This window comes from Aeromonas aquatilis, from assembly GCF_054052405.1.
This window is the reverse complement of the sequence record NZ_JBSTYP010000009.1, coordinates 1-12360: the sequence shown is the minus strand read 5'-3', so window position 1 is coordinate 12360 and position 12360 is coordinate 1. Positions and strand designations below refer to the sequence as shown.

Here is a 12360-nt window from a genome sequence, read left to right as displayed (position 1 = left end):
AAAGGAGAGCCCATGACTGCGATTGCCGAAACCCTGCCAGATCCTCAGCCAGAGAGTCCGCTTGCCCTGCTGCAGGCGGTCTTCGGCTATCAGCAGTTTCGGCCGGGTCAGCTCGAGATCATCGAGCAGATCGTCGCGGGGCGCGATGCGCTAGTCCTCAAGCCCACCGGTGGCGGCAAGTCGCTCTGCTACCAGATCCCGGCGCTGCTGCGGCCCGGGCTCGGGGTGGTGGTTTCTCCCCTTATTTCGCTGATGAAGGATCAGGTCGACAGCCTACGCGCCAACGGTGTGGCTGCGGTCTACATCAACTCGGCCCTCAGTCGGGAGGAGATGATTCAGAACTTCGCCGCCATGCGCCGCGGCGAGATCAAGCTGGTTTATGTCTCCCCCGAGCGCTTGTTGCAGCACGAGTTTATGGATCGGCTGGCCGAGCTGCCGCTCGGGCTGTTCGCCATCGACGAGGCGCACTGCGTCTCCCAGTGGGGCCACGATTTCCGGCCTGAGTATGCTGCGCTGGGGCGACTAAAACAGTGGTTCCCGCAGGTGCCGGTGGTAGCGCTTACGGCCACCGCCGACGAGGCGACCCGCAGCGACATGCTGCACCGGTTGGAACTCAACGATCCCTTTATTCACACCGCCAGCTTTGATCGCCCCAATATCCGCTACAGCCTGGTGGAGAAGTTCAAGGCGGCCGAGCAGCTGCTGCGTTACGTGCAGAGCCAGAAGGGCAACTGCGGCATCGTCTACTGCTCCAGTCGCAACCGGGTGGAGGAGGTGGCCGAGCGGTTATCCCGCCACGGCTGCAAGGCCGCGCCCTATCATGCGGGGCTACCGCTCGAGCAGCGCCAGCAGACGCAGGATGCCTTCCTCAAGGACGACATCGAGATAGTGGTGGCGACGGTGGCGTTTGGTATGGGCATCGACAAACCCAATGTGCGCTTCGTGGTGCACTACGACATCCCGAAGAACATCGAATCCTATTATCAGGAGACCGGCCGTGCCGGGCGTGATGGGACTCCCGCCGAGGCGTTGCTGCTCTACGATCCTGCCGACATCGGTCGGGTGCGCCGCTTGCTCGACAACATCGAGAATCCCCAGCAGTTGCAGGTGGAGCAGTACAAGCTCAACGTGATGGCGGCGTTTGCCGAGGCCCAGACCTGCCGCCGTCAGGTGCTGCTCAACTACTTCGGCGAGTACAACGACAAGCCATGCGGCAACTGCGATATCTGCCTCGATCCGCCCAAAAGTTATGATGGCACCGAAGATGCCCAGAAGGCGCTCTCCTGCGTCTGGCGGGTGGGGCAGAATTTCGGGGTGGGCTATGTGGTGGAGGTGCTGCGCGGGTCGCTGAACCAGCGCATCAAGGATCACGGCCACGACAAGCTCTCGACCTACGGCATCGGCAAGGATCAGAGCCACGAATACTGGATGAGCGTGATCCGCCAGCTGATCCACAAGGGGTTGCTGACCCAGAACATTACCCGCAATCTGGTGCTGCAGTTGACCGAAGCGGCCCGCCCCGTGCTGCGTGGCGAGGTGACGCTGGAGCTGGCGGTGCCCCGCCTGCAGCCTATCTCCAGCCGCAAGGAGAAGCGCAACGGCTTGCTCGACAATGCCAATTACGATAAGCGGTTGTTCAAGGAGCTGCGCGGCCTGCGCAAGCAGATTGCCGAAGATGAAGAGGTGCCGCCCTACGTGGTCTTCAACGATGCCACTCTGGTGGAGATGGCACAGCTGATGCCGATGACCGAGGAGGAAATGCTGGCGGTCAACGGCGTCGGTCATCGCAAGCTGGAGCGTTTCGGTGAAGCCTTTATGGACCTGATCATCGACTATTGCCGGCGGTAGGGTCGATTAGGCAGCCTAATCGACCACGGTAAGCGCGGCTCGGAAGAACCAAGGGTTAGACGCGAGGTTATTTCAGGCTGGCGTAGAAGGCGGCCAGATTGTCGATATCCGCATCGGTCAGCGGCGCCATAAAGGGGTCCATCAAGGGCTCTTTGCGAGTGCCATCCTTGAACGCTTTCAACTGTTTCACCAGATAGGCTGCATTCTGACCCGCCAGATGGGGATAGTTGGGGATCATCGCCTTGCCTTCCACCCCGTGACAGGCCGCACAGACCGCCGCCTTGGCCTTGCCGGCTTCAATATCGGCAGCCTTGGCCTGATGACCCCACGCCAGTGCCAGCAAGGGCAGGGCATATACCCATTTTTGCATCTTCTTCTCCTTGAATCGAAAAATGATGGTCGCCAGTTAGCGCAAGCATGGCTGACGGCAGTATAAAGAGTGACACGAGCATACGCAGGGACGAATGGTACAACCATGAAGTTGATCAACACTTTTGCGACCGAGTTGCCCTGGGCCTGTGAACCGGTGGCCCCCCAGCCGCTGCAGCAACCCCGGTTGCTTCATCTCAACCGGGCTTTGCTGGATGAGTTGGGGCTGGGAGGCGTCAGCGAGGCTGACTGGATCGCCTGTTGTGGCGAGGGAAAAGTGTTGCCAGGCATGCAGCCGGTAGCGCAGGTCTATGCGGGCCATCAGTTCGGGGGTTATAGCCCGCGGCTTGGTGATGGTCGCGCACTGCTGCTGGGTGAGCAGCAGGCGCCGGATGGTCAGCGCTGGGATCTCCATCTGAAGGGAGCAGGTAAAACCCCGTTTTCCCGCTTTGGTGACGGCCGCGCCGTATTGCGCTCGAGCATTCGCGAGTATCTGGCCTCCGAGGCGCTCCATGCCCTCGGCATACCGACCACCCGGGCGCTGGTGCTGGTGGGCAGCCAAGAGCCCGTTTACCGCGAACAGGTGGAGACGGGGGCGACCGTGCTGCGCACCGCCCCGAGCCACTTGCGCTTCGGTCATATCGAGTATTTCGCCTGGAGCGGGCAGGGGGAGAAGATCCCGCTGGTTATCGATTATCTGCTGCGCCACCACTTCTCCGAGCTGGAGAATGGCGCCGAACTGTTTGCCGAGGTAGTGCGTCGTACCGCGCGGCTGATTGCCAAATGGCAGACGGCGGGCTTCTGTCACGGGGTGATGAACACCGACAACATGTCGCTGCTCGGCTTGACGCTGGATTACGGGCCATACGGCTTTATCGATGCCTACGTGCCCGATTTTGTCTGCAACCACTCGGATCCGGCGGGCCGCTACGCGCTGGATCAGCAGCTCGCGGTCGGTTACTGGAATCTGCAAAAGCTGGCGCAGGCGTTGGCTGGCCATGTAGACAGTGATGCGCTGGCTGCAACGTTGGCCCAGTACGAGCAGCAGTTGATGCTGCACTACTCCGAGCTGATGCGGGCCAGGCTCGGGCTGGCGGTGTGGGAGGAGGATGACCCGGCGCTGTTCCGCGATCTGTTCCGGTTGCTGGCGGCCCACAAGGTGGATTACCACCTGTTCCTTCGCCGTCTCGGTGAGGTAACGCAAGAGGGGGCGTGGCCCGCATCCCTACTGGCCCTGCTGCCTGAACCTGGTTTTTGGCTGGAGTGGCTGGAACGCTATCGGGGGCGACTGATACGCGAAGGAAGCGAGGATGCCGTGCGCAAGGCGCAGATGGATGCCATCAATCCCAAGTATGTGCTGCGTAATGCGCTGGCCCAGCAGGTGATAGATGCCGCCGACGCAGGGGATATGCAGCCGTTCGAGCGGCTGTTCGCCGCCTTGCAGCGCCCCTATGATGAACAACCCGAATATGAGGATCTCGCCACCCCGACTCCGGCATGGTATTGCGGTGGTGAGCTCTCCTGCAGCAGCTGAGAGACAGGGAATGAGTTGGCAAATCAAACAGGTAGATAGCGAAGCTGGCGTGGTGACGCTGGATTGCCCAGCACTCGACTGGGACACGTTTCCGCTGTTGGCGCAGGCCTTGCTGCGAGAGTGGGAGCTGCAGCCGCTCGAGCAGGATGCGGGGGCCGACCGCCATAGCTGGTTGCTGGAGTTTGAAGGGAGCCAGTTTCGGCTGGAGTACGAACACTACAGCGGCTGCTGGCTGGAAGCGGTGCGCCCGGCGGATCGGGAGGCGCTGCTCTGGCTCGCCAGACAGCACAAGCTGTGACTATCGCCCACAAGGCCTGCTCTGCCGCTGGCCAACCTGGACAAGCGTAATCGCATAAAGATTGAACTATCGGTTTGGGGGCGTATAATCTCGCCCCTCGATTATCGCCAATGGTGGCGATATGGGTTCCCTAACCCCATTAACCAAAAAGGTCACAAGATGAATCTGACCCCTGCGCAGTACCAAACGGCGCTCGTTCGCCTGTCGTTGTTCCACATTCTGATCATTGCCAGCAGCAACTATCTGGTGCAGCTGCCGATCACCGTGTTTGGCTTCCATACCACCTGGGGTGCGTTCAGCTTCCCGTTTATCTTCCTGGCGACCGACCTGACGGTGCGGATCTTCGGTGCCGGTCTGGCACGCAAGATTATCCAGACCGTGATGCTGCCTGCGCTGGCAGTCTCCTATGCGCTCTCCGTGCTCTTCTTCGAAGGGAGCTTCCAGGGCGTTGGTCATCTGGCCGAATTCAATCTGTTTGTGGCACGTATCGCGCTGGCCAGTTTTATGGCCTATCTGGTGGGTCAGTTCATGGATGTGGTGGTGTTCAACCGCCTGCGTCTGCTCAAGCAGTGGTGGATTGCACCTGCGGCCTCCACCCTGTTCGGTAATCTGGTCGATACCATCGCTTTCTTCAGTGTGGCCTTCTGGCGCACCACAGATCCTTTCATGTCAGAGCACTGGGTCGAGATCGCAACCGTCGATTACGTATTCAAGTTGCTGATAAGTCTTGGTTTGTTCGTGCCGCTCTACGGTGTCTTGTTGCGCTACCTCAGCCGCAAGCTGGTGGGCGAGGCCGGATTATCCAGCCTGCACACGGCCACCCGGCAAGCCTGACCAGATTGACCACCCTTCGCGGTGGTCAATTTTTTTGCACTTTTTGCAAATAGCGCTTGCCTAGTTAAATGAGAATGATTATTGTTAACTTGTTTTCCGGGAAAGACTTCATTCGTTCCAACGTGATGGACTTCTTGTGAAGGCACGACATTGCTCACATTGCTTCCAGTTAAGGGTCAGTTTATCTGGCCCTCTTTTTTTGTCATTTTTCAGCAAGTTGCAGGCATAAAAAACGGGAGCCAAGGCTCCCGTCGTCACGCTGTTTGTGGCTTACTCGATATCGAGTGCCTCGGGGGAGAGGATCACCCCTGTGGTATCGGCGTAGAGGTGGTCGTCAGGCAGGAAGGTCACCCCACCGAAGTTGACCGGCAGATCGGTCTCCCCTACATCCTTGCTGTCGGCACCGACCGGAATGGCTGCCAGTGCCTGAATACCGATATCCAGATCTTCCAGAATATCGACCTCGCGGACGCAGCCGTAGCAGACAATCCCTTCCCAATCGTTCTCTGCTGCTGTTGTGGCGATGTCGCTGTCGATCAGAGCTCGGCGCATGGAGCCACCGCCATCGATCAGCAAGACGCGTCCCAGCCCGTTCTCTTTGACGAGTTCACGGATCAGGCCATTCGATTCGAAGCATTTGACGGTGGTGATGACGCCGCCGAAAGAGGCGCGGCCGCCGAAGGAGCAGAGCATGGGTTCAAGCACATCAACCATGTCCTGATAGATGTCGCACAGTTCAGAAGTATTGTATTCCATAGTGTCAAATCCACGGCTGGAAACAGGTGCAACCAGTATAAGGAGTGGGTGTGGCATTTCAATGAATATTCCTTGCACAGATCATCCATCGCCGCTTTTCTGCATAAGCTCAATGCAGTCCATTGCCTGGTTTGCGAGAGGTCCATCGTGCTGATACGTCATAAATTGATTCTGAATACTGTGCTGGTGGCCGTTGCCATGCTGGTACTGAGCGGCCTGTTTCTCTACTCCAGCCAGGTGCATCGTCACCTGACCGAAGCCCGACGCAATATCGACCAGTTGGAGATCGCCATGCTCAACCTGCGGCGGGCCGAGAAGGATTTCCTGCTGCACAAGGATCTGAGTTTCGTTAACCATTTCAATGAGGTCATGACTCAGTTCCACCAGCTGGACGAGACCCTGGGCCGTGACGACAACCTGGCTGCGGTACATGCCGATCTGGCCAGGCTGGATCAGCAGATGGCGGCTTACGGCAAGGCGTTTCTGGAGCTGGTTGCCCAGCAGCAGAAGATTGGTTTGGGGCCGGAGGATGGGCTCTATGGCAAGCTGCGGACTGCCGTGCATGAAGTGGAAGATGGCCTCAAAAAGCTGGATCAGCAAGGGTTGCTCATCACCATGCTGCAACTGAGGCGGGCGGAGAAAGACTTCATGCTGCGCTCCGATATCCAGTATCTGGAGCGTTTCGAGACCTTGCACAAGATTTTTCAGGATAGTCTTGCCACTTTGCCGGAGGCGGATCGCGGCAAGTTGGAGCAGGCCAGCAAGCAGTACCGGCAGGACTTTGTGGCGCTGGTGCAGGGGATGCAGGTACTGGGACTGAAAGAGGATGAAGGGCTGCGCAACCAGATGCGGGATCTGGTGCATCAGACCGAACAGGGATTTGCCGCCGTCGATCAGCACATTGTCGCTGAGCTGGAGCGACAGAGCGCTCGCCTCAACAGCCTGATGCTGGTCTGTGGCGGGGTGATTGTGGTGCTGATCGGCATCATGAGCGTGTTGCTGGGGCGCAGCATCGACCGTCCCATTACTCAGGTGAATGATACCGTCAACCGCATTCGTAAGGATAATGACCTGCGCCTGAAGATAGATCTGCGCGGGGCAGATGAAATGGCCCAGCTGGCAGGCAATCTCGACGTGATGCTGGGCGGGTTTCGCGATCTGATCGGCGATGTGAAGCAGAGCGTGCACACCCTGACTGAAGCGGCGGATCACCTCTCGGCCAACGTCAAACGCACCAGTGAAGGGGCGGCGCGCCAGCTGCAGGAGACCGACATGGTGGCGACCGCGTCCACCGAGATGGGCTCCACCATCGAAGAGATCGCCCGCAACACCGAGCAGGCGGCCAACAATGCGCAGGCGACCAACAACAAGGCGATGGAGGGGCGGACTGCGGTCGAGAACACTGTCGAGCAGATCCGCTTGCTGGCGGACAATCTGGAGAGTTCATCCCGCGAGGTGAGCCAGCTGCAAAAAGAGAGCGAGATCATCGGCTCCGTGCTTGACGTAATCCGTGGTATTGCCGAGCAGACCAACCTGCTGGCCCTCAACGCAGCCATCGAAGCAGCCAGGGCAGGGGATCAGGGGCGCGGCTTTGCGGTAGTGGCCGATGAGGTGCGCAATCTGGCCATCCGTACCCAGAAATCGACCCAGGAGATCGCCGGCATCATCAGCTCGCTGCAGAAACAGACCGGCAGCATCGTCGAGGTGATGGCAACCTGCCGCGAGCAGGGCAACCGCAGCTCGGATCAGGCAAGTACCGCAGGGGAGTTGCTGGGGCAGATCACTCAGGATGTTACCCACATCATGGACATGAGCACCCAGATTGCGGCAGCCATCGAGCAACAGAGTCTGGTGGCCAACGAGGTGAACCGCAACGTCAACAACATCCGCGACATCGCCCAGGAGTCGAGCATCATGGCAGAGGAAAATGCGAGATCCAGCGAGGGTCTCAACGAGCAGGCACAGCTGCTCAACAAGGCGGTGGCAAAATATCGGGTTTAGTGAGCGGACTGGCATCCTTGTGAGGTTTTTGCACCAGAGTGGCAATGATTTGATCGTAATGGCTGTTATTGGGGTAATTCGCTCATATAATCGCCGCCACTATGATGATTCGGAAGGATTCGATGGCAAAGTTGCTGGTGGCCGTATTCGGGCTGCTCTGTTCCTGTCTGGTGTTGGCAGGATCGGCACCTCAGGCTACCCCACTCAAGCCCGGTATGGAGCCGCTACTCAGCTGGTTCAATGGGGCCTTTACGAGCCGGGAGCAGGCCAGTTACGACAGCCGCTTTACCAGTGCCGAGCTGCGCTTGATGGAGGTCTGGCCCGGCTATCAGGGCTATCGCTGGGTCTATGCCGAGCAGTATCTGAGCATGCGCTCCATTCGCCCCTTTCGTCAGCGCATTTATCGCTTCTCACCCGCCCCTGACGGGCGGATCCTGATGGCCGAACTGACCATGCCTCGGGCTACCGATTTTGCCGGTGCCTGGCATGATCCCGCCCTGCTCGACAGTCTGACCCCGCAGCAGCTCTCCTTGCGCCACGGTTGCGAGATCTGGCTGACACGTACCCCCTCCGGCGAATATGCCGGTCACACCCGGGTGGGCCACTGCTCCACCGATTTTGGCGGTGCCACGACGCTGGTGCAGCATATCTGGATTGGCCCCGACAGCGTTAGATTGCTGGATCGCGCCTATGACAACGCAGGGAGCCCGCGCTGGGGTAGCCCGGGTGAGGGGTATGTCTATTTGCGTCGTTCCAAAGGGTTTGGCCAGTAGGGGAGAGTGCGTCTGGCTGCGGGAACATGAAGGATGAAAAACAGGGATCGTAAAAAAGGCGCCCATTGGGCGCCTTTTTCAGAATTCTTCAGAAGTAAAATTACTTCTTGGTGGTCATCGCACCGAAACGCTTGTTGAACTTGTCTACGCGGCCGCCGCTAGAAACTTCTTTCTGCTTGCCGGTGTAGAACGGGTGGCACTCGGAGCACACGTCCAGATTCAGATCTTTACCGATGGTAGAGAAAGTGTTGATGACGTTACCGCAAGAGCACTTGGCGGTGATGGCTACGTAGTCAGGATGGATACCAGCTTTCATGGACAACCTCAAAGTAATAGGCCGTGTCGCCATCCGATCTCTTGTCGGACACCACACGATTGTTGAACACAGTTTCAAAGGCTGCGAATAATATAGGAAATGCCTGAGATCAGGCAAGTGGCTTCGCAGAAAAAATAGGCAACCTCTGGTGAATTCTTCCCAAACGCTGGATCTGGTTCGTGTGGCTGTACCGGTGCCGCTACGCCGTCATTTCGACTATCTCTCCCCTCTGCCGTTACCTGTTCCCGGTTGTCGGGTCGAGATCCCTTTCGGCCCGCAGACACTGGTCGGGCTGGTGGTGGAGCACCCGGCCGACAGTCAGGTGCCCCGCAACAAGCTCAAACCCATCAAGCGCGTCCTCGATGGGACGCCTGTGCTGGGGCCCGATATTCTGGCGCTGATGAACTGGAGCGCCAGCTACTACCAGCACCCGCTGGGGGAGGTGCTGCCGCACGCCCTGCCAGTGCTGGTGCGCAAGGGGGAGCCGGCCGCCTATCGCGAGCTGGAGTTCTGGTTTGCGACCGATGCCGGCATGGCCATCGATCTCAATGAACTCAAGCGGGCAGCCAAGCAGCAGCAGGCGCTCGCTCTGCTGCGCAAGGGGCCGCAGACCCCCTCCGCCCTCAAGCAGGAGGAGATCCAGAGCGCAGCCCTCACCGCGCTGGAGAAGAAGGGATTGCTGGAGAAGCGCTCGCTGGAGCCGAGTCACGACGGCGACTGGGCTGCCCGTTTTGAACCGGGGGAGGGGCTGCGCCTCAACGGCGAGCAGGCATTGGCCGTCTCTGCCATTACCAGTCAGAGCGACAAGTTCGGTGCCTTCCTGCTGGACGGCATCACAGGTTCCGGCAAGACCGAGGTTTACCTGAGCATCCTCGAGCCGCTGCTCAAGGCGGGCAAGCAGGCGCTGGTGATGGTACCGGAGATCGGCCTCACTCCGCAGACCATCAACCGCTTCCGACGCCGCTTCAACGTGCCGGTGGTGGCGATGAACTCCGCCATGAATGATCGGGAGCGGCTCGACGCTTGGCTCGCCTGCCGCGACGGCGGCGCCGCCATCCTGATCGGCACCCGCTCCGCGGTGTTCACCCCGTTTCACAACCTCGGCATCATCATCATCGACGAAGAGCACGACGGCTCCTTCAAGCAGCAGGACGGTTTTCGCTACCACTCGCGGGATCTGGCGGTGATGCGGGCCCATCGTGCCGGCATTCCCATCCTGCTTGGCTCGGCTACCCCGTCGCTGGAGACGCTGCACAACGCCAGAACCGGCAAGTATCACCACCTCAGCCTGACGCGGCGCGCCGGTAACGCCCAGACCGCCCGTCAGGTGATCCTGGATATCAAGAACGTGCGGTTGCAGGCCGGGCTCTCCCCTCAACTGGAGCAGCTGATGGCGGAGCATCTGGCGGCGGGCAATCAGGTGATGCTGTTTCTCAACCGCCGTGGCTATGCCCCGGCTCTTATCTGCCACCAGTGTGGCTGGAGCGCCGCCTGTGAGCGCTGTGATGCCTGGTACACCTGGCATCAGGCCGGACGACGGCTGCACTGCCACCACTGTGACAGCGTGCGCCCGTTGCCCCACCACTGCCCCGAATGTGGCAGCAACGAACTGATCGGGTCGGGAGTGGGCACCGAGCAGCTGGAGCAGCTGCTCACGACGGTGTTCCCGCAATATCCGGTAGTACGCATCGATCGGGACAACACCCGCCGCAAGGGGGAGCTGGAGACCCATCTCGGCGACATCAAGGCAGGCAAGTACAAGATCCTGATCGGCACCCAGATGCTGGCCAAGGGCCACCACTTCCCGGATGTGACCCTGGTGGGTCTGCTGGATGTGGATGGTGCCCTGTTCAGCGCCGATTTTCGCGCCGCCGAGAAACTGGCCCAGCTCTACACCCAGGTGGCGGGCCGCGCCGGTCGCGCCAGCAAACCCGGGTTGGTAGTGCTGCAGAGCCACCATCCCGAGCATGCCCTGCTGCAGGATCTGACCCAGAACGGTTACGGCCACTTCGCCGATACGGCGTTGAAAGAGCGCCGCCTGCTGGGGTTGCCGCCCTTCAGCTATCAGGGGTTGTTCCGCGCCGAGGCCAACGGTCGTGACGAGGTGCAGCTGTTCCTCGCCCGCCTCGCCGATACCCTGCGCAGCGCCCGCTATCCCCACGTTCAGGTGCTCGGGCCCATCAGCGGCTTTATGGAGCGCAAGGCGGGCAAGTTTCGCATGCAGTTGCTGGTGCAGGGGCCGAATCGGGCACCGCTGGCCCAACTGCTGGATTGGGCGGTGAAGGAGCTGGAAGGCTGGCCCGAGACCAAAAAGGTGCGCTGGAGTCTGGATATCGACCCCACCGAGCTGAGTTGATGGTGGCACCGGAGCCGGTCGCTGGCAGTTATCGTCAGCGACCGATGGGTGATTTCATTTCAAGGCTCAGACCCGCAGATCGATCTGCTGCACCCAGCCTCCTTTACCCTGTTCGGTGAGATAGAGGCCGGATTGGCGCAGCACCCCCTGATTGCCGCTCTCCCCCAGATGGTTGAAGGGGGTGTCGAGGGGGCGTAGCAGGATGGCGCCGATCCCCAGTTCGACCAGCGCGATGGGGGCGTGCTCGGGATGCCAGAACTGCAGGGCTGAAAACTGGCTATCCCCCTCATCCAGCACACCGTTGCCATCCTCATCCAACGTCGCCAGCTCACCAAAACCGTTGCCGGAGCGGGCCCCGAACAGCTCGCCGCCATCGTCTATAGTGCCGTTGCCGTTGCGATCCAGCGCCACAAAGCCGCTTCCTTCGCGCAGGCCCGGCAGGCTGTCCTCTTTGCCATCCTGATCGATATCGAAGTTGACCCGTGCCTCGGTGAGACCTGCAATCTTGCCATCCAGACTGAGCACCAGCGGATCCTTGAGGGCATTGAGGGTGGTGCGCCGCTGGCTCACCTCCAGCTGGCGCCAGTCGAGCACAAAGCCGAGATCGAGCTGAATAGTCTGACCATCCCGAGTCGCTACGCTGGCCGATGCCACCACGTTGAGCTGCTCCTGTTGCAGCAGGGTGTCTGTCACCTCCACCAGTTGATCCGGCTCGGCGGCCTGAGCTGCGGCTTCTCCTTGGGTCACCCCTTCGCCCCCCTCTTCGGAGGGGTTGATCGGCTTGGGCAGCTCGATTTCGTGGCCCAGCATTGCCTCGATCATCAGCTTGATCAGCCGCTGGCGGTTATCCAGCCCATCGTCGGGAATGCCATCCTGCTCTTTGCCGAGGTCCGCTGCGGGCGGGGCGGGAGGTGTTGTCGCTTGCTGGCTGGCGGCGGATTGCCTTGCGGTTTGCAGCGTCAGGGCGCTGGTGAGGGTCAGGGTGCTGCGGCGTTCGCCGGCCGCTGCCGTGTTGTTGCCTTCCGGTGGATTGACGACGGGTGGCACGGGCCCAAGGTTACGCACCTTGCGGCTCTGGGCCTGTTGTTGCCGGTATTGCACCTCCCCCTGGAGGTCGTAGTGATCGATGCGCATATCTTCGCCCTCGGCGCTATACATCTGGTCAGTTATCGACCGATAAATAAGGCTATGTCCCAATTACGTGTTGAAAGGCTAAGCTTGAAGTAGGCCATCACCTTGAGGTCTACCATCATGGATACCCCAGCCTTTCAACAC

The 12360-nt window shown here is 60.1% G+C and carries 11 protein-coding genes; 7 read left to right on the top strand and 4 right to left on the bottom strand.

All coding sequences use genetic code 11. The features are described 5' to 3' along the window. Positions 1–12: 12 nt before the first annotated feature. Positions 13–1848: an ATP-dependent DNA helicase RecQ gene (gene recQ, locus ACW5W8_RS04820; protein WP_498626672.1), complete on the top strand. Its 1836-nt coding sequence runs from the start codon at positions 13–15 to the stop codon at positions 1846–1848. 67 nt (positions 1849–1915) lie between these two features. Here the strand turns inward: recQ and ACW5W8_RS04815 are convergent, their stop codons facing one another. After that, complete coding sequence (locus ACW5W8_RS04815; RefSeq protein WP_005340687.1) at positions 1916–2218, bottom strand: c-type cytochrome; 303 nt, start codon at positions 2216–2218, stop codon at positions 1916–1918. Between the two features lie 105 nt (positions 2219–2323). On the opposite strand from ACW5W8_RS04815, the gene ACW5W8_RS04810 reads away from it, so the two are divergent. From ACW5W8_RS04810 to ACW5W8_RS04800, 3 genes are all read left to right on the top strand, one after another. Continuing rightward, entirely contained in the window at positions 2324–3751 is a 1428-nt protein-coding gene (locus tag ACW5W8_RS04810; protein WP_498626670.1) for a protein adenylyltransferase SelO, read from the top strand. 10 nt (positions 3752–3761) lie between these two features. Further along, positions 3762–4049 carry a DUF3630 family protein gene (locus tag ACW5W8_RS04805; protein ID WP_421263329.1) on the top strand — a complete coding sequence of 96 codons (288 nt, stop codon included), beginning with the start codon at positions 3762–3764 and terminating at the stop codon, positions 4047–4049. Positions 4050–4208: 159 nt separating this feature from the next. Continuing rightward, positions 4209–4883, top strand: coding sequence for a 7-cyano-7-deazaguanine/7-aminomethyl-7-deazaguanine transporter (locus ACW5W8_RS04800; protein ID WP_498626669.1), 675 nt, complete (start codon positions 4209–4211; stop codon positions 4881–4883). Positions 4884–5153: 270 nt separating this feature from the next. On the opposite strand, the gene rraA is transcribed toward ACW5W8_RS04800, so the two are convergent. Next, positions 5154–5639, bottom strand: a complete 486-nt coding sequence (rraA, locus tag ACW5W8_RS04795) for a ribonuclease E activity regulator RraA (RefSeq protein ID WP_005340678.1) — start codon at positions 5637–5639, stop codon at positions 5154–5156. A 147-nt stretch (positions 5640–5786) separates the two neighbouring features. Between rraA and ACW5W8_RS04790 the strand changes: the two genes are divergently transcribed. After that, a complete protein-coding gene (locus tag ACW5W8_RS04790; RefSeq protein ID WP_498626668.1) occupies positions 5787–7640 on the top strand; it encodes a methyl-accepting chemotaxis protein in 1854 nt (617 codons plus the stop codon). Between the two features lie 122 nt (positions 7641–7762). Then, entirely contained in the window at positions 7763–8413 is a 651-nt protein-coding gene (locus ACW5W8_RS04785) for a chromophore lyase CpcT/CpeT (RefSeq protein WP_440015457.1), read from the top strand. Between the two features lie 100 nt (positions 8414–8513). Here the strand turns inward: ACW5W8_RS04785 and rpmE are convergent, their stop codons facing one another. Next, positions 8514–8729, bottom strand: coding sequence for a 50S ribosomal protein L31 (rpmE, locus tag ACW5W8_RS04780; protein WP_005340673.1), 216 nt, complete (start codon positions 8727–8729; stop codon positions 8514–8516). 148 nt (positions 8730–8877) lie between these two features. On the opposite strand from rpmE, the gene priA reads away from it, so the two are divergent. Next, complete coding sequence (gene priA, locus ACW5W8_RS04775; protein ID WP_498626667.1) at positions 8878–11085, top strand: primosomal protein N'; 2208 nt, start codon at positions 8878–8880, stop codon at positions 11083–11085. A gap of 66 nt (positions 11086–11151) precedes the next feature. On the opposite strand, the gene ACW5W8_RS04770 is transcribed toward priA, so the two are convergent. Continuing rightward, positions 11152–12219, bottom strand: coding sequence for an SPM autocatalytic domain-containing protein (locus ACW5W8_RS04770; protein ID WP_498626666.1), 1068 nt, complete (start codon positions 12217–12219; stop codon positions 11152–11154). Between the last annotated feature and the right edge of the window lie 141 nt (positions 12220–12360).